Raw genomic sequence first — 21,125 nt, forward strand, 5'->3', positions numbered from 1 at the left:
ATACAATCCCGCTTTTTAAGTGGGATTTTTTTCACCTATGATTCGATTAGATCCAAACGAAATTTCATTTCCCAATCCGCTGCATTATGACGGACACGAAGGCATTATTGCTTTTGGCGGCGATTTGTCTATGGAAAGAATTTGGTTTGCCTATCAGAATGGTATTTTCCCTTGGTTCAATCCTGACGAAGAAATTCTTTGGTGGTGTCCCGATCCTCGTTTTGTTCTTTTTCCTGACGAGTTAAAAATTTCAAAATCGATGAGGAAAATTTTGAACAACAATGTTTTTACATTCACAGAAAATAAAAATTTTAAAGAAGTAATAAAAAACTGTCAGATTGCCCGCCGTAAAGGGCAAGACGGCACATGGCTTTCAGATGAATTGATGGAATCATTTATTAAACTTCACGAATTTGGTTTGGCAAGAAGCGTTGAGGTTTGGCAAAACAATGAGCTGGTTGGCGGATTTTATGGTCTGCAGGTTGGAAAAGTTTTTTGCGGAGAAAGTATGTTTGCTAAAGTAAGCAATGCTTCAAAAGCAGGATTTATTCATTTCGTGGAAACTTACAAAGATGAGTTTGCATTGATCGACTGTCAATCTCACACCGACCATCTGGAAAGTTTGGGGGCAAAAATGATTTCTAAAAAAGAATTTCTAAAAACTCTACACGAAAATAATGAACGCAGATAAAGAAAAATGGATTCTTCTGATCATTCTCAGTATTATTTGGGGATCATCATTTATTTTAATTAAAAAATCCTTAGACCATTTTACTCCGTATCAGGTCGGAGCGTTAAGAGTATTGATTGCAGGAATTATTCTGATGCCTATCGCCATATCAAAATACAAAATGTTTCCTAAAAAACATTTAAAATGGCTTATTTTGGCGGCTTTTACAGGAAATTTTATACCGATGTTCTTATTTCCTATAGCAGAGAAAGAAATCACCAGCAGTATTGCCGGAATTATCAATTCGATGATGCCTATTTTTGTGATTATTGTAGGTACATTATTCTGGAAATTTGAAACTACAAAAAGACAAATGACCGGAATTTTCATAAGTTTTACCGGAGTCTGTATTCTTGCTTTTGGAGGCGGAGATGAATCTAAGTTTAAAATTTTTCCTATTTTACTTTTGCTTTTGGCAACATTATGTTATGCAATCAGTACAACTACAGTTAAATCTAAATTAATGGATGTTTCTTCAACTGTTTTGTCGGCGTTTGTATTTTCTTTCGTTTTATTTTTACCTTCACTTTTTGCATTAATTTCTACAGGATTCATTTCAACGTTTACCTTTTCAAAAGAAAATATGATCGGATTGACGTTTGTGAGTTTGCTTTCCGTTTTCGGAACAGGATTGGCAATGATGATGAATTATCGTTTGTTGAAAGTTTCAACTCCGCTTTTTGCTTCCACGGTCACTTTACTGATGCCGATCGTTGCGATTATCTGGGGGATTTTAGATGGTGAAAAAATGACCATCTTACAATTTGCAGGAGCAGGTGTCATTATTGCAGGTTTAATCTTTTTAAGAGCTAAAACTGTTGTTCAAAAATAAATCCCGCATTGCTGCAGGATTATTTTATTTAAATTTTTCAAAAAAGATTAGTTAAGATGAAACATTTGATCTTGAATCGAAATTAAATATTCCATCTTCAAAATCTTATTTTCAGATATCTTAATTCTTTTTCTTCACTTTAGCTTTCTTTACTTCATCTTTGATGTACGGATATTTTTTCTGCATATCGGTGATTAATGAAGGATCAAGCCCTAATGCTTTATCTAGAGTTTCAGCACCTTTGCTGGTATTTTTTAAATTGAAATAACAGTTACTCAGCTGATAATACAGTTCTGCACGGTTGTGATGTTCTAAAGCCGAAATCAAAACGGTTACAGCCTCCTCATATTCTCCTACCAACATCAATACCTCAGTGTATGCATACCAATTGTAAAATCTTGAAGGTTCTGCATCTACCAGTTTTTTCAGGCAGGAAAGACTTTCTTCAAACCTTCCAGAATCGATGAACAAAAACGCCAGTCGTTTCTGATACTCAAGGTTTCCGTCATTCAGCAAAGTAGCCTCTCTTGCAAAATGCAAAGCTTCCGGCATTCCGCCCATTTCTTCGTATAAGTACGATTGCTCCATCATCGCAAGATAAAACTGAGGATCTTCTCTCAATGATTTTTGAAAATAGTTCAAAGCGATCGTCGGCTGTCTCAATGCTTTGTAGCATAATCCGATTTTATAAAATGTGAAAGCTTTTGTATATTCCAACTCAAGCATTTCTTCATACACTTCAATTGCTTTTTTGTACTGATTTAAAGCTTCATAACAAGCTGCTTTACTTGCATAAACCCCAACAGCACTGGAATTGATCGCCAACATATAATCAAAACCTTTGATCGCTTCCTCGTAGTTTTTTCTGTTAAAATAAAACTGCCCATACTCGCTCCATGCTACTTCTGAGTAGGCAAAATTATCCAGATAGTCATTCAGAAAAGCAATAGCTTCCTCACTCTTATTCAAATCACTGAAGCAGATCATTGCGTTTTCTAACGAATATTCGTCCGTAGGATCTTCTTTCAATGCCTGCTGGTAATACTTAAGAGCGTTAAACGGATCTCCTAAATTGACATATTCATCTGCTATAAAATTATTCAGGAAGTTCTCTTCTTCATTTAATTCTAAAGCTTTTTTGCAAATATCAATTGCTTTTTTAGGATTTCCTAAATTCGAATAATACTTTGCGTAGCATACCAAAAAGTCTGTATTCTCCATAGAAGAACCTTTTAACTCGTTGATCATTTCTTTCGCTGTATTATAATCTTCCCATTCTAGAAGCACTTCAAGTTTTTTGATCTTGATATCTAAAGAATTGGGATGAAGTTTGAGACCGTAAGTTACCGCCACATCAGCGTAATTAAAATCTCCCAACTCCAGATAGTACACAATAATATCATCTAATTCTTCGGTATCGAAGTAGAATTCATCATTATTTTCCATCATTTCCTCGAACTTTTTTACAAGTTCATTTCCAAAATATTCTTCCAATATAGTATCTCAGCGTTATTTTCAATGTTTAAAATTATTTTATAAACTTCGAAAAAACTTTTTTTAATTAAAATTTCCTATTGCTAGGATTTTGTCGATTTGAAAAAAATGAAATGATTTTAATCTTCTCACTTTCTATTTTATAGTATAGTGTATTATACTTTGCCACAACCACTTTACGAATATCTAATTTTTCCGTTTTTGAAAAAATCATTGGATTTTCAGAAATTAAATTCAAATTTCTCTCAATCTCTATGGCTAATCTTCTCAATTCCTTATCGGTAAAATTATTTTCTAGATATTCAATTATTTCTTCTAATTCATTTAATGCATGCTTAGACCAAACAATTTTATAACCACTTTTCATAAAGCTTTTTTACTTCAGGATGAGCAGCTACTCTACCTTCTTCAATATCTTTCAGTCCTAATTCTATTGATTTTTTTTCAGCATCTGAAAGTTCGTCATACCAATCTTCATCTGGACTTTCTTCCACAAAATCAATTTCCACTGCCTTTAAGATTGCTTTTATCTTGGCAAGTTCTTTTTTGTTTTTAGGATTAATGGTAATTGTCATTGTACTATTTTCTATATTAAATGTACAAAAATTCTGAATTTAAATCAAACTTTTTATCTTCGCAATCATATCATCCCCTAATTTGTCGGCTTCTTCTTGTGAGAAGGCCTCCGTATAAATTCTGATAATTGGTTCTGTATTAGATTTTCTAAGGTGCACCCAATTGTTTTCAAAATCTATTTTCACTCCGTCTACCGTAGATACCTCTTCATTTTGATATTCTTTTTCCATTTTAGTTAAAAGATCATCTACATTTATTTCAGGGGTAAGTTCTATTTTCTTTTTTCCCATGAAATAACTTGGGTAGCCAGCTCTTAATTCTGAAACCGTTTTGTTTTCTTTAGCCAAATGAGTTAAAAACAGAGCAACACCCACTAAAGAATCTCTTCCGTAGTGAAGTTCCGGGTAAATAATTCCACCATTACCTTCACCACCAATTACGGCATTTTTTTCTTTCATTAAATTCACCACATTTACTTCTCCTACAGCACTTGCAAAGTATTCTGAATTATGCGTCTTGGCAACATCTCTCAATGCACGGCTTGAAGAAAGGTTTGAAACAGCAACTCCGTTTTTGTTTTTCAACAAGTAATCAGCTACAGCAACAAGCGTGTATTCTTCTCCGAACATTTCTCCGTTTTCATCTACCAAAGCCAATCTGTCTACATCCGGATCCACTACAACACCAAAATCTGCTTTTTCTTTGATTACTAATTCACAAATATCTCCTAAATGTTCTTTCAAAGGTTCAGGATTGTGTGGGAACTGTCCGTTTGGTTCGCAGTACAATTTTACTGTTTCGCAACCTAATCTATCTAAAAGCATCGGAATTGCAATACCGCCTGTAGAATTTACTGCATCTACAACGATTTTATATTTTTTAGCTTTAATAGCTTCAACATCTACCATCGGCAAATCAAGAATCTGCTGGATATGAATATCGAAAGCATCATCTCTAGTTTCGTATTTTCCTAAATCATCAACTTCAGCATAATTAAAATCCTCATTTTCCGCCAATGCTAAAACTTCAGCGCCATTTTCTCCGTTGATGAATTCTCCTTTTTCATTTAACAGCTTCAGCGCATTCCATTGTTTCGGATTGTGAGAAGCGGTCAGGATAATTCCTCCGTCAGCTTTCAATTCGGGAACCATGATCTCAACAGTTGGCGTCGTAGAAAGTCCAAGATCCACTACATTAATTCCTAATCCCTGCAAAGTAGCAGTCACCAGAGAATTAACCATTGATCCTGAAATTCTTGCATCACGACCAATAATTAGGGTTAAATCTTTTTTATTTCTTTGATTCTGAAGCCAAGATCCGAATGCTGAAGCAAATTTTACGACATCAAGCGGTGTCAAGTTATCATTTACTTTTCCACCAATCGTTCCTCTGATTCCGGAGATACTTTTTATTAATGACATACTTTAAAAATGTTTTTGCAAAAATACGAATTAAAGAAAGAATGAATTATGAAATATGCTTAACGTTAGTAAGTTGTTTTCAACTTCGAAAACTTATCCTAAAATTTTAAGTATAAGGGATGTTATGAACATCCACAATCGTTATCACAACCTGATCTTTTAGAATCAAATTTTTTGGGAGCAAAATTCTTTCTGATGATCCTGAACAGTGAATAACAGGCAAATGCTACTGCCAAAAAGATGATTATATATTGAAAAATTAAGGAAGAATCCATTATTTTAAGATTTGATAAGCTATTAATGACACAAAATATGCCAAACCGGTCATCATTACCACCTGAAAGCCAGTCCATTTCCAGCTTTTCGTTTCTCTGTAAACTACTGCAACGGTAGAAACGCATTGCATGGCAAACGCATAAAACAATAAAACTGAAATACCTGTTGCAAAACTGAATACTTTTTCGCCATTCGGTTTCACATCGTGTCTCATTTTATCGATTACTTTTCCTTCCGGAGCTTCGTCATCCAAGCTGTATAATGTAGACATTGTTCCTACGAAAACTTCTCTTGCTACGAAACTCGTCAGAATTCCCACTCCCATTTTCCAGTCATATCCTAAAGGTGCAATTGCCGGCTCAATTGCTTTTCCCATTTTGGCTAAATAAGAATGATCCAGCTCTACGTCTGTAGCGACCATTTGATCCCGACTTTGTTTGGGTCCGAAATAACTCAAAAACCAAATGATTATGCTTACAATGAATATAATTTTTCCGGCTCCGGTAATAAATTCCCAGACTTTACCTAAAACCATTTTCAAATCGTACCCAAAAAGCGGCTTTTTATAGGTTGGCAAATCCATTACCAAATAAGTATTTCCTTTATTTTTAATAAAGCCTTTCAGGATTGCTGCAGAAAGTAATGCTACCAAAAATCCCAGCAGATACATTCCCAAAAGCACCAAAGCTTTATATTGAATTCCAAGGATGGTTTTGTCTGAAATAATTAATCCAATGATGATGCTGTACACCGGAAGTCTCGCAGAGCACGTCATAAATGGTGTTACCAGAATCGTCAGCAATCTTTCTCTGAAGTTTTCAATATTTCTAGTTGAAATCACGGCAGGAATTGCACATGCTGTTCCGGAAACCAATGGAACGATGCTTTTGCCATTCAGACCAAACGGACGTAAAAACCTGTCCATCAAGAAAATAACTCTTGCCATATATCCCGAATCTTCCAAAAGATAAAGGAAGTATAATAAAATTCCTATTTGTGGCGCAAAGATGATGATTCCTCCTAATCCCGGAATAATACCGTCTGAAATTAATGAATTGATGGGACCTTCCGGCAAATGCTCTCCGCTAAATGCTGAAAGCCAGGAAAATAATTCGTCAATCCAATTCATTGGATATTCTGCAATGAAAAAAACACTCTGAAAGATAATCAGCAAAATAAATAAGAACACAACGTATCCCCAGAAAGAATGAACCAGAATCTTATCTAATTTTTCTGTTAAAAGTTCTTTGAACTGAGGTTTCTTAGAAATAACATTAGCTAAAATCTTATCAATATTCTGGTATCTTCTCACCACTTCCTGAACCTGTAATCTTTTCGGAACCAAACTTTTAGCTTCCGGATCATTGATTAAATCTGTTGCGGAGGCCAATTTATTCAAATCTGCTTCTACAGATAGGCTCATCCATGCCTTGTATTCATTTTCAAACTGATTGTGCGCAGAAATTTTATGTAAAAAATCTTTGTGCTCAGAAGGAATTTCAAATGAAGGTTTTTCTGTTCTGGTAAAATCATTATTCAGAACTGCTTCCTGTATAGCTTCTATTCCTAACTGTTCTTTTGCGTTTGTCTGAATAATTTTGATGTTGAGTGCTTCAGAAAACTTTTGAATATCAATATTAATTCCTCTTCTTTCTGCCTGATCTACCTGATTAACAACCAGAATCATGGGAACTCCCAAATCCTGAATCTGCTGAAATAAAAGCAGACCTCTCTTTAAACTTAAAGCTTCTAAAATATAGATAACTCCCGCAAAATCTTTCTGACCTTCCAAAAGAAATTTAGAAAAGATAGCCTCATCTTCTGAACTTGGATAAATGCTATATGATCCCGGAAGATCTACAACCTCAACTTTTTCATTTTTATAGATATAAGTTCCCGAATGGCTTGAAACAGTGACACCTGCGTAGTTTCCGGTCTTTTGTTTTTTATTGCATAAGGCATTGAAAACTGTTGATTTTCCAACGTTTGGGTTTCCTACTAAAAGTACCTGTTTTTTATTTTTTTCCTGCATTAATTCCAGTCTTCAACCATGATAAACTCACCTTCTTCTTTTCGCAACGCAATCCTGCTTTTTTCTTCACCAAACTCTATGTACAAAGGACCATTGAAAGGAGCCTGATACAGAATTCTGAAAACAGTTTCAGGCAAAAGCCCCATTTCTATGATTTTGTTGGGCATCTTCAGATGATCATTATTATAGCCCAAAATTTTCCCAAGTTTATTCTTAGGAAATCTGCTTAATGTCTGTGAATAGTTATCTCTCAATACCTACATTTTTGTACCTGCAAATATACTCTATTTAAATTTAATCTAAATAACATATTGCTTCCAGAATAAATGTAAAATATCAGTTTTGATGCAAACAATTATTGAGTCTACATTATTCTTACAAAAACAATAAACCCAAACACATTACTGCATTTAGGCTTATTTCAATATAGTTGAGTTAATATGAATCTTATTTTTTACTTTTCACTTTTTCTGACGAAGCATTTATTTCAATGGAATTGCTGTTTTCGCTTAGCTGCTTTTTTATTCTTTCTTCTGCATCTCTCATCATCTGAGACATTGAAGTTCCGTCGGGCATTTTTGCATCAGCAGGAATTTGTGACAATTGTGATCTGATACTTCCGAAAGGATCTTTTTTATATGCAGCATACATTTGCTCAAACTTTTCTCTGTTTACTTCAAGATTATTTCTTCCCTGACCGAATTGTTTCATCAGCTTTTCCGAATAACTTTCAGCATTGTAGTCTGCAATTTTTTTATTTCCTTTTAATTCCCAAGAATAATTTTTAGCATCGTCTTCTATTTTTACGATTAAGCCGGGTAATCCTTTAAACTTATAGGGTCCATCCTGGAAAGGAACATCTGTGGTAAACCAGGCGATCCAGTTTCTGCCACCAAATGAAGCGGTAGCTTTTTGTGTATTATACTCTCCAATCTTTGCTTTGTCACTAGAAATTTTCCAGTCAAAAGGTTTTTCATCTTTATAACTTACTTTATCCTGAAGAATATAATCTGCGTAAGAAACCTCCATTGACGGATACGTTTTTGTAATAATATGAGAGAATTTCGGTTGTTTTACAGATTTGGAAAGATCTTTAAATGTTCCGGCTTTCTGCATTGCCTCAACTTCTAATTTTAAAATTGAATCCTGAGAAACTGCAAGATAATCTCTGTAAATAGATTTATCTTTGGTAATATCCAAAATGGTCATTTCCTTGTTCTTTTTTTCTAAAGAATCTTTATTCGGTGCATAGGTCAATTCATAAAAAAATCGGTTTGCGGTTTCCTGTGCATTAGCAATTGTAAAAACTGCGATCAATACTATTGAAAATAAATTTTTCATTTTAATAACGTTTATATAATTAGTGAGCAGTTGTACAATTTTGTTACAGATTTTTTTAATTAAATTTCTGTCACGATTATTTATTTAAAATTTTTAAATTTAAATACCTTAAAACAAATATTGTATGGACACTTTAAAACAATTCAGAGACGAGCTGGAGGCCGAGTATCAAACAACAAAGAAGTTTTTTGATATTTACCCCGAAGAAAAAAATGATTACAGCCCGCATCCTAAAAGCATGAAAATGGCTCATCTTGTTACCCACATTGCGGAAATTTTTGGCTGGGCAGATTTTATGCTCAACAGTTCTGAAGTAGATTTGGCGCAGGGCGGAATGCAGCCGAAACTGCTTACCACAAAAGAAGATCTGCTCAAAGTATTTGAAGACAATTATAAATCTAGCAAAGAAGCTTTAGAAAAAGCAACAGAGGAAGATCTTCTTCCGAACTGGTCTTTGAAAAATGACGGACAAACACTTTCATCCTGAACAAAATACGCTGCAATCCGTCACAGTTTAAGTCAAATTACCCATCACCGTGCACAATTGGGAGTTTATTACAGATTAAATGACATTCAGCTTCCCGGAAGTTATGGTCCGACTGCGGATTTGCAGGGCTTTTAGTTTTAAACAAAAAACCAACCTCAGTGAGATTGGTTTTTTTATTTTTATTTAAAGTTGAATTTTACTGTAAACATCACTTGGCTAGGTCGAAGTAATATTCTGGTGTAGCTAATATTGGTTGTATTGATGTCATACGTTTCAAATACTTTTTTGTTGGCGATGTTCATCCATTTCAGCTCAAAATCAATCTTCTTTTGAGACCAAGTAAATTGATATGATAAGTCATAGAATCCGTTTTCGTATTTCTCGTTAGCAGCATTTGTGTTTACCTGATCCCAGTTAAATCCAATTGTATGATTTTCGATAGGATATAGATATAGACCAAGATTATGTGTAAAACCAGTTCTGTCTGCATTAGAATTTACTCGTCCTGTACTGGTTTGATTTGTTTTTGAGAAACTTGCATTATAATCTACGCTCATCCAGCTGAAATACGTATTGTTGAACTTAAATCCGACTGACTGGCTGTTGTTTTTGTTTGTAAACGATGCATCATTTAAAAAAGCATCAGATTTTGAAGTATTGTTGCTGTAGCTCAATGAAGCATTGGTTTTAAACTTTGGAAAATATTTTCCGATTTCAGCACTGTACCCGTTATTTACCACATTATTATCCTGCTCTATATATTTCATTACTGAATATCCTCCAACGATTGTAGGATTTGAAATCAAATTTCTCTTAGCATCAGAAAGTCTGTAATTCAGATTAAAAAATAAATTATTCAGAGGGTTTCTGTATTCTAATCTGGCTCCTGCAGATTTATTGTTGTTTTCCGGGATCGGATTTTCTGCTGCCATGGCATTGATTCCGGAAGGGGAAGTCATTAAAAATCCTGAATATGCAGTATTCACTTCACCAAAGTTATTACTGATATTCCCGGTCAAAGATGCTTTGAAAAATGACGCAAAACTATATTGTGCGAAAATATTTGGCTCGAACGTTATTTTTTCTACAGATTTTGATACATTTCTTAATGGATCTTCTGCTTTTATATTGTTTGAGTTCACAGGAACATTTGCGTAAAGCATCCAAGAATCATTTTTAAAATTAATTCCCACACTTGCGTATGGTGTTGCAGTCGTATATTTCAGATCATTATCGAAATCGGAACCATATCCGAAAGCTTCACCGTCCTGATAGTTTGTAAGAGCTGATCTTAAATTGGTCATTTTATAATTGAACCCTACTTCCGGAGTAAAAGTCCATCCTTTTGCAGAAAAACCAATATTTGCAGAATGATTTGCTTCAAAAGTTTTAAGCTGCAGATTTTGTCTTACAGATTCTGCCGCACCTCCAGGATTAAAACCGGGAATGTTAAGATATGATGCCGGTGTAATATCTAATTTCTGACTGTCATTTTGATAATTTATAAAGGACTGTACATTGACCATTTTTTCTTTCCATGGAATAATTGTGCTCAATGAGTTTTGGAATGATGATGTTGGAGATTCTACAGCTTCTTCCCCATGTCTTAAAGAATTTGTTTGGGTATCTGTTCTGTCAACAATTCCTCTGTCTGCATTCCAAAATTGTGAAAAGCTTGTTGTATTTTTAAAAAATCCTTTTTTAGCGTTTTTCGTAAAAATTAATTCTCCCTTTGCTTTATCAGTATAAAAATTATTAAAAATATTCTGTGTAAATCCAAATGCTGGAGTATTATCTGTTGCAAAATAGTCGGTCTGGCTATATGCCTCTCTTTCAACTGCATTATTTGTATAATTAGCATTTGCTTTCAATTCCCACTCTTTTTTCTTATCAATATTTGTTAAATAGTTTGCTGATATATAATGAACATTATTCATTAAATATCTTCTAACAGGCAGGTTTGGCGTCATCGCATTTTCTACATTTAACCAGTCATTCTGAGATGCGTTAATCCTTCTTCCTTCATATCGATTCCCAAATGCCATAATGTTTCCTTCATTTTCTACCTGCTCACCAACATTATTGGTTTTATAATTGACTACCCACTGGCTTTTCTGGCCGAAAAACATGGGTGTTAACTTTACATTCCAAAGCCAGGGATCTCCAAAACCAGTTCCCACTTCGCCCCGACCTGTCATCGTTACAGAGTTTTTAAGTTTAATGTTGATTGCTGCTGCATCGGAAGGTATTTTTCCCTGAAGCATTTTTACCGGTTGGTGGTTTTCAAGAACCTCAACTTTCTGTACGGCATCTTTTGGAAGCGAGTTGTTGATTGTTCCGTAACCTCCTTCCATTAAATCTTTTCCGTTGACATAGAATTTGTTGATGGCATTCCCCTGGTAAAGAATAGAACCGTCTGCGTTCACTTCAATTCCCGGAATTTTCTTCATCACATCTGCCAAAGTACGGTCGTTTTTGCTGTCGAATGCTTTCAGATCGTATGCTATAGTATCACCTCTTGAGGTAATCATTTTGGTTTTCAGCTGAACTTCTTTGATTTCCGTAGCCTCAGACTGAAGCTTGAATGTCAAAGTCTGATCACTGTTGCTGATTTGTTTCGTTAAAGGTTTCTGATTAAAAGCTTTCACCTTCAAATCTACATTAGCTTCTGCTGATGTGAACGTTACCTTATATTCTCCTTTAGAATTGGTGATTCCGTATGCAAGGATGGCATCTTTACCGGGTTCTTCCACCGTTACACTGGCACTTGGGATCGCCAAACCGTCTTCATCTGTAATTTTCCCGGAAACTGTTTTCTGTGCGAAAGCAATTACTGAGAAAAACACCATGAGAAATAAGGAAATTTTTCTGTTCATAATTTATTTATTTGAGTAATTAGTTATTGATAATGTTTTTTTGTTACACTTTACAGAGATCTTATTTTTAAAGAAAGGTTAAAAATGATATATAACTACAAAAATAGTGATAAATATTCACTTTGTCTGTTATAAATAAAGTTGAAAAAAAATTCTGAAAATTTCAAAAACAGTGTTTTTCCCCTTTTATATCTTTAAAGAGTTAACTAATTTTGTTATATAACCTTATAAAATTATAACTAGATGAAAACTCTTTCTTTATTCAAAAATTTCGGTACGTTTTTAAGCGTGTTTATTGTAAGTGTATTGTTGCTCACACTTATACGCTGTACGCCTCCCGCCGAGGGTACACCTGTAGATGACAGTTACCAAGATAAATTGATAACGCATCAGGAAGCGCAGGTTCTCTTTGATGAATACACCAGAACAAACAACAGAATCCTTACAGACTCCAGAAACGGACAGCCGGATTCTCGCTGGTATTCTTTCACGATCGAAGAAATGGAAGGATACATCAAATATGTAAAAGAAAATGCAGAAAAAAAAGGTCTGAAAAACGTGGGAATCAAAATTTATATGGGAAAATATCCTGCCAATCATCCTGTCAACAAAATGGCAAAACCAGAATATGCGGGCTATCAAACCATCTTTCTGATGCCCACAGTAAAAAAAGTGTCTGCTGAAAACTCACGCAGTGCAACGACTGAAGAAAGCGAAAAAATAGAGGATATTCAACCTATGAACATGACTAACCTTTCTCCTCCACCCAACGCATTTACCAATGCATTGAACTAAAAACAGAGATCATGACCTGGGATGTAGAATTGGGCAAACAGATATCGATGATCGTTTTGTTTGCAGTAATGATTTTAATCGTTGCAAAATATAAGACCATCGAAAAAGTAAATCTGTTTTTTTTCATAGGATACATCTTGCTATCATTAAATGATCTGTTTTTCTACTTTTTTGCAAAATTTTCAAAGCTGCTTACCGAGAAATTTTATAGCGTCTGTATCGTAATCGTGTTTTTCCTTTATCTCATTTATTATTTAAAACTACTTTACATACCATTGCTGAGAAAAATACAATTGATATTGTTGTTTTTATTTGCTGTCAATATTTTTGGAATGTTTTTTATAGAAAAAAATTTCTTCGAATATTTATCGTTCAATATTTTTTACATCAATATTCTTCTTTTAATATTTTCGATCATTTTATTCTTGTACCAGACATTTAATTCCGATAAAATATTTGAAATCAAAAATTATCTGCCTTTCTGGATTTCTGTAGGCTCATTAATTCTTTATGTAGGAATTATTCCTATCTTTTTTTTCAGAACAACAGTTGAAAAGGATATTTATTTTTTTATTTTATTTTTACTTAATCTCATCAACAACGGGATCATTGTTTTGGGGCTATTTTTGAACAAACCCGACAAATTGAAGCAAGTGGAATCATAGAACATGGAAGAGAACAAATTGGTAATAATTTTTACGGTTACTCTGCTTATTATTGTTTTAACGATGATTTTCGTTTACGTGATTTTCATCCGGAAAAAAACTTCGTTGTTGATAAAGCAGAAAGAAAAAGATATGCGGTTTGAAAAAGAACTTGCCACTTCTCAGATCGAAATGAAAGAACAGACTCTTAATTATATCGGCCAGGAACTGCATGATGATCTGGGTCAAAAATTATCGGTGGTACGGTTGAGACAGAATCAGCTCATTCCCAAATTAAACAATGGGGAAAAAGAAGAATTAAATGAACTAAATGAATTATTAGGTGAATGCATACAAGATATCAGGAATTTATCTAAAACATTAATTACCGAGCAGTATCATTCATTTCGGACTGACAGAATCTATTGAAAGAGAAGTTCAGAGAATAAAAAAATTAAGATTGCTGGAAATTGAGTTTCTTACTCAAAAAAATGATATTGACATTTCGCCAAAGCACGGTTTAATTTTATTTCGTATTATCCAGGAAAGCATTAATAATATCCTGAAACATTCAAGAGCAAAAAATGTCTCCATAGAATTAAATGATCATTATGACATTCTGCAGATCATTATTTCAGACAACGGAAAAGGCTTTAATACAAAACTGATGAGTGACGGCTCTGGGCTAAAAAATATGGAACTCAGAGCAAAGCTTATTCATGCTGAATTTTCAATTCAATCAAAGCTGGAAAAAGGAACAAAAACATCCATAACCTATCACAAAAATTTATCATGAAAACAATTCCAATTGCAATTGTAGACGATCATACTTTGATGTCTAAAGCATTAGAAAACATGATTGCAGAAAATCCTAAATACAAAGTCGTAATGAATCACCCAAATGGTGAAGATTTCATTGCCGGATTAGAAAATGCTTCTGAACTTCCTGCCGTTGTTCTGATGGACATCAATATGCCCTACAAAAACGGAATAGAAACCACAGAATGGCTTACCGAGCATGACCCAAACATCAAAGTCATTGCACTTACTATGGAAGACGATGAAAAAGTGCTGATCAGAATGCTAAAAGCTGGAGCTAAAGGATATTTGCTGAAAGATATGCAGCCTTCTGTGCTTTTTCAGGCAATAGATACCGTTTACGAAAAAGGAAGTTTTTACACCGATTTTGTTGCCCAAAAACTGCTGAAAGTACAGACAGAAGATGCAAAAAACGCCTCACTTCTTTCAGATTTAAAAGAAAGGGAAAAAGAATTCATCAGATTAGCATGCAGCGAACTGACCTACAAAGAAATTGCCGATAAAATGTGCCTCAGTCCTAAGACAATTGACGGTTACAGAGATTCTGTTTTCGTAAAATTAGAAATAAAAAACAGAGTAGGTTTGGTGCTTTTTGCACTTAAACATAATTTATGTTAAGTTGATAATTAAACTTTTCATCCGAATTATAAAAAACAAACAACTAAAATTACAGCTCCGTAGGAACAATATGTTTGTAGTTATGATTAACCTATAATTTAGAGTTTCAGAACACCTCTGGTTTTAAAACAATCAATCCTTACCCATTTTAGGTGAGGATTTTTTTGTTCAGCCTTTCCACAATTTAAATTTTCTCTAAAGGTGATTTTCCTGTAAGAATTTCAGGTTTTCTCCTCTGTTTTTATGCTCCTGAAAGACAGAATTTTGTCATGTAAAATACAATTACAGGCACAACCCGAAAAGCCGAAAAAAAGTAGGGAAAACTTAAATAAATAAAACCATGAAAAAAGCACTCATCGTAGGAATCAATGACTACGCTCCCATCGGATCCGGCGGTCCCGATTTAAACGGATGCATCAACGATGCCCGTGATATGGCAAACACGTTGGTAATTTGCGGTTTTGCGCCTGCTCAAATCAGGATCCTTACCAACCAGAATGCTACAAGAGCCAATATTTTAAATTATCTGAAATCGCTGGTCAACAACAGTGTAAAAGGAGATTCGTTGGTATTTTATTACTCCGGACACGGAACCCGAGTTGCCAACATCGGAACAGACTTAGAAATCGATGGTCTGGATGAAGCGATTTGTCCGCATGATTACTCAACCGCAGGTGTCCTTCGTGACGATGATTTTAAAACCATTCTAAGCAAATTGAAAGCAGGCGTGAATCTTGAAGTGATCTTCGACTGCTGCCATTCCGGAACCGGAACAAGAAAAATGGATTTAGGATTGAGCGCAGATTTCTCTTACGAAGCAGCACGCTTCATCCCACCCATGTTGGAAGATGAATTTTACATGACCTACGCCAACGAAATTCCTTTATCAAAAAATTCGAAAAAAGAAACTTTTACAACGAAAGCTTTAGTTCCTGTTTCCGGGATGAATCATACTTTATGGGCAGCTTCTAAAGACAATCAGGTTTCTATGGAAGGAAATATGAATGGTCAGATCAGAGGATATTTCACCTATCACTTCTGCAAAATTTTGCGCGCTACAAACGGTAACATCGTCAGAAAAACGCTCGATAATCAGATCGCTATGGCATTATCTGCAATGGGCGCAGCGCAAATCAATCAGACAGAAAGCTTAAAAACAGAATTATCCCAGAAAATATTTTTATAGATAACTGGCGGAATCCGAAAAGCCATCCAAAGAGTAGGAAAAAATTGATTAAAACACCAAATAATCATGTCTAATATTGAAAACAACAACCCAATGACTGCTGAAGAAGTTTTAAGACTTAAAACTATTAAAGCAAAATCAACTGAAAAATCAGTAAACCAAAAATTAATCGATCAGGAACCGGAAATGGAAACAATTGATGGAAGATCTTATCCAAAAGGGATGAAATCTCTAGCCATTACGATGAATGAAAAATCAGCTGCAGATGAAAATACAGAAACCGATTATTTTTATCCAACTCACGCAGATTTCGAATATCAGCCAAAACTCGAACCTAAAAAAGACCGTAAGCCAAAATTTATTGAAAGAGAAACATTCCTTACGGCTGAAGGAGCAAGAACGATCTTCGGGCCGGATCAAAGGAAAGTGTTTAATTCAACAGCATATCCTTGGCGTTGTGTAGGCAGAGTAGAAAGCCCTTTGGGCATTGCCAGCGGGGTAATGATTGGGCCAAGACATCTGTTAACGTGTGCGCACATTATCGACTGGAAGCCCAACAATCAGACAGGCTGGTTGAAATTTACACCGATGTACTACAACGGAAGTGCGCCTTACGGAAGCGCTTGGGGAATTCAGACTTACTACAAACATAAAGTCGCAGGTCCTACGATTGACGGTACAGAGGTACAGTTTGATTACGTTGTTGTAGTTCTTGACCGCCCAATCGGAAACAGCACAGGCTGGCTGGGATCAAAATCTTACTCAGATTCTTGGGACGGACAGGCTTCTTTCACTCACGCAGGTTATCCCGCAGATTTAACGGGAACTCAAAGACCTACTTATCAGACAGGAATTGCTTTGGATGGAGATTTCTGGAGTCCGGATGATAACCAAAGTATTCAGCACAAAGCTGACATCTGGCCAGGACAAAGCGGTGGTCCGTTTTGGGGATATTGGAATGGGTCGCCTTATGCTGTCGCTACTCAAAGTGCACACAATCCGAGTATCAATTTTGCAAGTGGCGGATCAGACTTGGTAGGTCTAGTAACAAGAGCAAGAAACGAATATCCTTAATTTTTTTTGTTTTATAAATGAAGAGTCTGGTTTTTGAAATCAGGCTCTTTTTTGTTTTTATAACCTGTTATTTCAATATTTCGAAAATAAGTGAAACGGCTTAATTAGCTTAATTTTTAATGATGATTTTTAATATTCTTTGTATACCCTTACGTTTTTATCGCAATGAAAGACAAGGTTTTTTTGCAATAATACTGTTTCAGTTAAGAAATACAAAAGCATTTCATTTAACAAGGAAATACAAATAGTAAATGTTTAGAATATTTCTAAATGCAAACCGGTTATTTATAATCATGGTCATAATAAAAACAGCACCTTCAGAAAGTGCTGTTACTATTTATATTAAATTATTTTCTAAACATCTCCGTATGCGGAATATTGTCTTCCAGATATTTCTTTCCGGTATCTTCAAAACCAAATCCCGAATAAAACCTCAACAGATAATCCTGTGCAGAGATTCTCACTTCGCTAGTATGAAAACGATTTTCTATGGTTTCAACTGCATATTGTATCAGTTGTTTGCCTAAACTTTTTCCTCTGGCTTTTTCAGTTGTTAAAACTCTTCCGATAGATGTTTCGGGATATTTTACTCCTTTATTGAAAATTCTGCAGTAGGCTAAAACATCTTTACCCTGTTCAGCCCATAAGTGAATAGCTTGCTGGTCATATCCATCCAAATCGGGGTACGGACAATTTTGTTCCACTACAAAAACATCTACCCTTGCTTTTATGATCTCGTAAAGTTCAGAAGTTGTAATTTCTTCAAAACTCTTGATTTTCCAAATAATATTACTCATTAAAAGTCACGCTGTTATTTGCTAAAAACTCATTTGTTTTCTGAATGAAACTTAAGATCTCATCAGTTCCTGTTTTTTTTTCTGCAGACGTTACGTAAATTTCAGGCAGATCTTCCCAGGTTTTGTGAAGTTCAGCTTTATAATCTTCAACGTTTTTAATGACAATATTAGGTTTCAGTTTATCAGCTTTCGTAAAAACTATTGAAAACGGAACACCGCTTTCACCACACCACTGGATAAATTCCAAATCAATTTTCTGCGGAGTGTGACGAGAATCTATCAGAACAAAAAGATTAACGAGATTGTTCCTGTTTAAAATATAATTATTGATCAGTTTCTCAAAATCTCTTCTCATCACTTTTGAAACCTTCGCATATCCGTATCCTGGTAAATCGGTCAGGTACCAGTTTTCATTAATGATAAAATGATTGATCAACTGAGTTTTCCCCGGAGTACCTGAAGTTTTTGCCAAATCTTTCCTGTTCAGCATTCCGTTGATCAATGAAGATTTTCCTACGTTTGAGCGTCCGATAAAAGCATATTCGGGCATCGTTCCTTCAGGACATTCCTGCCATTTTCCACTGCTTTTTACAAACTCTGCTGTTTTTATAATCATTTTGTCTCGATTTTATTTAGAAAAATAAACCATTAAGAAATTCTTAATGGTTTGCTGTAATTATATTTTATCTTTTACCCAGTTGTATAGAATTTCGTTGAATTCATCGGGTTTTTCCATCATTGCAGCGTGTCCGCATTTATCAATCCAAAACAGATCTGAATTTGGAATAAATTTATGCATATCAATAGCCACTTCAGGAGGTGTAACATTATCTTGCTTCCCCAGATCAGGCACGTTGGGCGTACAATTTTTGGAAGATCGTTCAGCATATTGTGTTTGATGGCACTTCTTGCAAGCATTACGGTTTTGATGCCTTTCATTCTGTCATTCACCACACTGAAAACTTCGTTGACCAATTCTTCGGTAGCAACAGCGGGATCATAAAAAACTTCTTCTGCTTTCTTTCTTATGTATGAGCGGTCATTTTTTCTTGGAAAACTGTCACCAAATGCTCTTTCGTACAAACCTGAACTTCCGGTAAGCACCAAATTTTTCACAAGATCCGGTCTTGCCAATGTCAGAATAAGACCCACGTGACCACCCATAGAATTTCCTACAATGGTTACAGGTTTGCCAATTTCGCTTTCGATAAATTTAATGACATATTTAGCGATTGTGGTAAGATTGGTATTCAGTACCGGCAAATCATAGATCGGGAGTTGAGGTACGTAGACCTTGAATCCTTTTTCTGAAAAAAAATTCACCATCTTGTCAAAATTACTCAACCCACCCATCAAACCGTGCAAAAGCACCAATGGATGTCCTTCCCCAGCTTCAATGAAGGTATATTTCTTATCTTTTTTTGTACTAAATATCATAAAATTGCTTTAATAAAGCATTGCAAAAATACAAATTATACACCAAAAATTTTTTGATATCTCTAATTTAAATTAAAAATAATATAATACCGCTTTTCCTCTACCCTTTTTTCAAAATCTTTTTATTATTCGTGAAATAACAGTATTCCTAAGTGTTTTTATATCAAATATTTAAACCATTTTTTCGTAGCCAAATATAAAACTTATTAACATTAAGTCAAAAAGTGGGAAAAAGTGGGAGGTTTTAGAAATTTTTGTATAATTTTGTCCCAAATGAGAAATTTCATTGGAACATACGAATGCAAAATAGACGACAAAGGTCGCCTGAAGATTCCGTCTTCGCTGATCAAGCAGATGGAGAACTTTGAGGAGAAAACCTTTGTGGTAAAGCGTTCCGTGTTTCAGCCATGTCTGGAAATTTATCCTATGAAAGCGTGGGATAAACTCATGGAAAAAATAAATAAACTCAACAGATTCATTAAAAAGAATGCTGATTTCATCAGAATGTTTACTGCAGGTGTAAAAACTGTAGAACTGGACAGCGCAGGAAGAGTGCAAATTTCTAAAGATCTAACGCATTATGCTGATCTTACAAAAGATATTGTAATAACGAGCGCAGGTGAGCTTTTCGAAATTTGGGATAAAGATGCTTATGAAAAAGTAATCGCAACCAACGAAGAAGATTTCGCAAGTCTTGCAGAAGATGTGATGGGCGCTTTTGGTGAAGAATAATTAAAATAAACTCAAATGAGCATATATCACAACCCCGTTTTATTGAAGCAAAGTGTGGATGATTTGGTGACGAATCCGGACGGAATATTTGTAGACTGCACATTTGGAGGGGGAGGTCATTCTAAAGAAATTTTAGAAAGACTTTCGGAAAAAGGAAGACTATATGCATTTGATCAGGATTTGGATGCTTTGAAAAACAATATTGAAGATTCAAGATTTACATTGATTAATCAGAATTTCAGGTTTTTAGAAAACTCTCTTCATATGTACGGTGTCGGAAAAGTTGATGGTGTACTGGCTGATCTTGGCGTCTCTTCTCATCAATTTGATGAAGCTGCAAGAGGTTTTTCTACCAGAAACAATGCGCCGCTCGATATGAGAATGAATGTGATGCAGAGTCTTGATGCCAAAAAAGTGATCAATGATTATGAAGAAGATGCTTTGGCTGATATTTTTTACTATTATGGTGAATTGAGAGAGGCCAGAAAACTCGCAAGAGACATCGTTCATCACAGAAAAATAAAAAGCATCAATACAACGGAAGATTTAAAAAAATTATTCAGTTTTCTTCCACCGCATAAAGTAAATAAGTTTTATGCGCAGCTTTTTCAGGCAATAAGAATTGAAGTCAATCAGGAACTGGAAAGCTTAAAAGAAATGCTGGTTCAGGCTTATAATGTTTTGAAACCGGGAGGAAGACTGGTTGTGATCTCTTACCATTCTTTAGAAGACCGTCTGGTAAAAAGATTTCTGAAAAACGGAATGTTTGAAGGAGAGCCGCAACGTGATATCTACGGGAATTATGAAAAAACATTTGAACTCGTAAAAAGCAAGGCAATCATTCCTGATAACAAGGAAATTGAAGAAAACTCAAGAGCAAGAAGTGCTAAAATGAGAACAGGAATAAAATTATAAATAATGAGCAATGGATAGTAAGCAATTTATGAAAATTACCCAT

Annotated in this window: 22 protein-coding genes and 1 pseudogene; 12 read left to right on the forward strand and 11 right to left on the reverse strand. The window is 34.9% G+C overall.

The features are described 5' to 3' along the window. Positions 1–37: 37 nt before the first annotated feature. The gene (gene aat, locus ACZZ9T_RS03100) at positions 38–691 is read left to right on the forward strand and encodes a leucyl/phenylalanyl-tRNA--protein transferase (RefSeq protein ID WP_463440875.1); all 654 of its coding nucleotides are present in this window, start codon (positions 38–40) and stop codon (positions 689–691) included. Beyond that, entirely contained in the window at positions 678–1,562 is an 885-nt protein-coding gene (locus ACZZ9T_RS03105; RefSeq protein ID WP_463440876.1) for a DMT family transporter, read from the forward strand. Before aat ends, ACZZ9T_RS03105 begins: the two co-directional genes overlap by 14 nt. A gap of 120 nt (positions 1,563–1,682) precedes the next feature. Here the strand turns inward: ACZZ9T_RS03105 and ACZZ9T_RS03110 are convergent, their stop codons facing one another. The 7 genes from ACZZ9T_RS03110 to ACZZ9T_RS03140 all read right to left on the reverse strand — a co-directional run bounded on the left by ACZZ9T_RS03110 (position 1,683) and on the right by ACZZ9T_RS03140 (position 8,702). After that, positions 1,683–3,056 (reverse strand): tetratricopeptide repeat protein, encoded by a 1,374-nt coding sequence (locus tag ACZZ9T_RS03110; protein WP_463440877.1) that lies wholly within the window; start codon positions 3,054–3,056, stop codon positions 1,683–1,685. Between the two features lie 67 nt (positions 3,057–3,123). Next, a complete protein-coding gene (locus ACZZ9T_RS03115; protein ID WP_463440878.1) occupies positions 3,124–3,423 on the reverse strand; it encodes a type II toxin-antitoxin system RelE/ParE family toxin in 300 nt (99 codons plus the stop codon). Then, complete coding sequence (locus tag ACZZ9T_RS03120) at positions 3,407–3,631, reverse strand: DUF2683 family protein (protein WP_463440879.1); 225 nt, start codon at positions 3,629–3,631, stop codon at positions 3,407–3,409. The genes ACZZ9T_RS03115 and ACZZ9T_RS03120 overlap by 17 nt, the downstream gene beginning before the upstream one ends. Before the next feature lie 39 nt (positions 3,632–3,670). Further along, positions 3,671–5,053, reverse strand: a complete 1,383-nt coding sequence (gene glmM / locus ACZZ9T_RS03125) for a phosphoglucosamine mutase (protein WP_463440880.1) — start codon at positions 5,051–5,053, stop codon at positions 3,671–3,673. Positions 5,054–5,327: 274 nt separating this feature from the next. After that, on the reverse strand, positions 5,328–7,361 hold the full coding sequence (gene feoB, locus ACZZ9T_RS03130; RefSeq protein WP_463440881.1) for a ferrous iron transport protein B: 2,034 nt from the start codon (positions 7,359–7,361) through the stop codon (positions 5,328–5,330). Further along, the gene (locus tag ACZZ9T_RS03135; protein ID WP_463429936.1) at positions 7,361–7,615 is read right to left on the reverse strand and encodes a FeoA family protein; all 255 of its coding nucleotides are present in this window, start codon (positions 7,613–7,615) and stop codon (positions 7,361–7,363) included. The genes feoB and ACZZ9T_RS03135 overlap by 1 nt, the downstream gene beginning before the upstream one ends. Positions 7,616–7,808: 193 nt before the next feature. Next, complete coding sequence (locus tag ACZZ9T_RS03140; protein WP_463440882.1) at positions 7,809–8,702, reverse strand: GLPGLI family protein; 894 nt, start codon at positions 8,700–8,702, stop codon at positions 7,809–7,811. Between the two features lie 124 nt (positions 8,703–8,826). Here ACZZ9T_RS03140 and ACZZ9T_RS03145 point away from each other — a divergent pair, with 124 nt between their 5' ends. Then, the gene (locus ACZZ9T_RS03145; RefSeq protein WP_463440883.1) at positions 8,827–9,189 is read left to right on the forward strand and encodes a DinB family protein; all 363 of its coding nucleotides are present in this window, start codon (positions 8,827–8,829) and stop codon (positions 9,187–9,189) included. 179 nt (positions 9,190–9,368) lie between these two features. Here the strand turns inward: ACZZ9T_RS03145 and ACZZ9T_RS03150 are convergent, their stop codons facing one another. Beyond that, on the reverse strand, positions 9,369–12,065 hold the full coding sequence (locus ACZZ9T_RS03150) for a hypothetical protein (RefSeq protein ID WP_463440884.1): 2,697 nt from the start codon (positions 12,063–12,065) through the stop codon (positions 9,369–9,371). 243 nt (positions 12,066–12,308) lie between these two features. Between ACZZ9T_RS03150 and ACZZ9T_RS03155 the strand changes: the two genes are divergently transcribed. The 7 genes from ACZZ9T_RS03155 to ACZZ9T_RS03185 all read left to right on the forward strand — a co-directional run bounded on the left by ACZZ9T_RS03155 (position 12,309) and on the right by ACZZ9T_RS03185 (position 17,201). Continuing rightward, entirely contained in the window at positions 12,309–12,860 is a 552-nt protein-coding gene (locus ACZZ9T_RS03155; RefSeq protein ID WP_463440885.1) for a hypothetical protein, read from the forward strand. Between the two features lie 11 nt (positions 12,861–12,871). Next, positions 12,872–13,525, forward strand: a complete 654-nt coding sequence (locus tag ACZZ9T_RS03160; protein WP_463440886.1) for a hypothetical protein — start codon at positions 12,872–12,874, stop codon at positions 13,523–13,525. A gap of 3 nt (positions 13,526–13,528) precedes the next feature. Continuing rightward, the gene (locus tag ACZZ9T_RS03165; protein WP_463440887.1) at positions 13,529–13,933 is read left to right on the forward strand and encodes a histidine kinase; all 405 of its coding nucleotides are present in this window, start codon (positions 13,529–13,531) and stop codon (positions 13,931–13,933) included. Positions 13,934–13,964: 31 nt separating this feature from the next. Continuing rightward, the gene (locus tag ACZZ9T_RS03170) at positions 13,965–14,300 is read left to right on the forward strand and encodes a sensor histidine kinase (protein WP_463440888.1); all 336 of its coding nucleotides are present in this window, start codon (positions 13,965–13,967) and stop codon (positions 14,298–14,300) included. Beyond that, positions 14,297–14,941 carry a response regulator gene (locus ACZZ9T_RS03175; protein WP_463440889.1) on the forward strand — a complete coding sequence of 215 codons (645 nt, stop codon included), beginning with the start codon at positions 14,297–14,299 and terminating at the stop codon, positions 14,939–14,941. The genes ACZZ9T_RS03170 and ACZZ9T_RS03175 overlap by 4 nt, the downstream gene beginning before the upstream one ends. A 340-nt stretch (positions 14,942–15,281) precedes the next feature. Then, positions 15,282–16,127 (forward strand): caspase family protein, encoded by an 846-nt coding sequence (locus ACZZ9T_RS03180; protein ID WP_463440890.1) that lies wholly within the window; start codon positions 15,282–15,284, stop codon positions 16,125–16,127. A gap of 66 nt (positions 16,128–16,193) precedes the next feature. Further along, entirely contained in the window at positions 16,194–17,201 is a 1,008-nt protein-coding gene (locus ACZZ9T_RS03185; protein WP_463440891.1) for a trypsin-like serine peptidase, read from the forward strand. A 347-nt stretch (positions 17,202–17,548) separates the two neighbouring features. Here ACZZ9T_RS03185 and ACZZ9T_RS03190 read toward each other — a convergent pair whose 3' ends face one another. The 3 genes and pseudogenes from ACZZ9T_RS03190 to ACZZ9T_RS03200 form a co-directional block, all read right to left on the reverse strand. Beyond that, positions 17,549–17,998 carry a GNAT family N-acetyltransferase gene (locus ACZZ9T_RS03190; RefSeq protein WP_463440892.1) on the reverse strand — a complete coding sequence of 150 codons (450 nt, stop codon included), beginning with the start codon at positions 17,996–17,998 and terminating at the stop codon, positions 17,549–17,551. Further along, positions 17,991–18,614, reverse strand: coding sequence for a ribosome biogenesis GTP-binding protein YihA/YsxC (gene yihA, locus ACZZ9T_RS03195; protein ID WP_463429951.1), 624 nt, complete (start codon positions 18,612–18,614; stop codon positions 17,991–17,993). The genes ACZZ9T_RS03190 and yihA overlap by 8 nt, the downstream gene beginning before the upstream one ends. A gap of 60 nt (positions 18,615–18,674) precedes the next feature. Further along, positions 18,675–19,435: pseudogene (locus ACZZ9T_RS03200) on the reverse strand (alpha/beta fold hydrolase). A gap of 273 nt (positions 19,436–19,708) precedes the next feature. Here ACZZ9T_RS03200 and mraZ point away from each other — a divergent pair. Together mraZ and rsmH are read left to right on the forward strand one after the other, a co-directional pair. Beyond that, complete coding sequence (gene mraZ, locus ACZZ9T_RS03205; protein WP_463429953.1) at positions 19,709–20,167, forward strand: division/cell wall cluster transcriptional repressor MraZ; 459 nt, start codon at positions 19,709–19,711, stop codon at positions 20,165–20,167. 21 nt (positions 20,168–20,188) lie between these two features. Next, positions 20,189–21,082: a 16S rRNA (cytosine(1402)-N(4))-methyltransferase RsmH gene (gene rsmH, locus ACZZ9T_RS03210; RefSeq protein ID WP_463442974.1), complete on the forward strand. Its 894-nt coding sequence runs from the start codon at positions 20,189–20,191 to the stop codon at positions 21,080–21,082. Positions 21,083–21,125: the final 43 nt, after the last annotated feature.

Source organism: Chryseobacterium sp. AC417 (assembly GCF_979258215.1).

What these genes read in the sequence shown, in the direction of transcription:
- aat (WP_463440875.1), top strand. Translation starts at nt 38, where the DNA reads ATGATTCGATTAGATCCAAACGAAATTTCATTTCCCAATCCGCTGCAT.
- ACZZ9T_RS03105 (WP_463440876.1), top strand. Translation starts at nt 678, where the DNA reads ATGAACGCAGATAAAGAAAAATGGATTCTTCTGATCATTCTCAGTATT.
- ACZZ9T_RS03115 (WP_463440878.1), bottom strand. Translation starts at nt 3,423, where the DNA reads ATGAAAAGTGGTTATAAAATTGTTTGGTCTAAGCATGCATTAAATGAA.
- ACZZ9T_RS03120 (WP_463440879.1), bottom strand. Translation starts at nt 3,631, where the DNA reads ATGACAATTACCATTAATCCTAAAAACAAAAAAGAACTTGCCAAGATA.
- glmM (WP_463440880.1), bottom strand. Translation starts at nt 5,053, where the DNA reads ATGTCATTAATAAAAAGTATCTCCGGAATCAGAGGAACGATTGGTGGA.
- feoB (WP_463440881.1), bottom strand. Translation starts at nt 7,361, where the DNA reads ATGCAGGAAAAAAATAAAAAACAGGTACTTTTAGTAGGAAACCCAAAC.
- ACZZ9T_RS03140 (WP_463440882.1), bottom strand. Translation starts at nt 8,702, where the DNA reads ATGAAAAATTTATTTTCAATAGTATTGATCGCAGTTTTTACAATTGCT.
- ACZZ9T_RS03145 (WP_463440883.1), top strand. Translation starts at nt 8,827, where the DNA reads ATGGACACTTTAAAACAATTCAGAGACGAGCTGGAGGCCGAGTATCAA.
- ACZZ9T_RS03150 (WP_463440884.1), bottom strand. Translation starts at nt 12,065, where the DNA reads ATGAACAGAAAAATTTCCTTATTTCTCATGGTGTTTTTCTCAGTAATT.
- ACZZ9T_RS03155 (WP_463440885.1), top strand. Translation starts at nt 12,309, where the DNA reads ATGAAAACTCTTTCTTTATTCAAAAATTTCGGTACGTTTTTAAGCGTG.
- ACZZ9T_RS03160 (WP_463440886.1), top strand. Translation starts at nt 12,872, where the DNA reads ATGACCTGGGATGTAGAATTGGGCAAACAGATATCGATGATCGTTTTG.
- ACZZ9T_RS03165 (WP_463440887.1), top strand. Translation starts at nt 13,529, where the DNA reads ATGGAAGAGAACAAATTGGTAATAATTTTTACGGTTACTCTGCTTATT.
- ACZZ9T_RS03175 (WP_463440889.1), top strand. Translation starts at nt 14,297, where the DNA reads ATGAAAACAATTCCAATTGCAATTGTAGACGATCATACTTTGATGTCT.
- ACZZ9T_RS03180 (WP_463440890.1), top strand. Translation starts at nt 15,282, where the DNA reads ATGAAAAAAGCACTCATCGTAGGAATCAATGACTACGCTCCCATCGGA.
- ACZZ9T_RS03185 (WP_463440891.1), top strand. Translation starts at nt 16,194, where the DNA reads ATGTCTAATATTGAAAACAACAACCCAATGACTGCTGAAGAAGTTTTA.
- ACZZ9T_RS03190 (WP_463440892.1), bottom strand. Translation starts at nt 17,998, where the DNA reads ATGAGTAATATTATTTGGAAAATCAAGAGTTTTGAAGAAATTACAACT.
- yihA (WP_463429951.1), bottom strand. Translation starts at nt 18,614, where the DNA reads ATGATTATAAAAACAGCAGAGTTTGTAAAAAGCAGTGGAAAATGGCAG.
- mraZ (WP_463429953.1), top strand. Translation starts at nt 19,709, where the DNA reads ATGAGAAATTTCATTGGAACATACGAATGCAAAATAGACGACAAAGGT.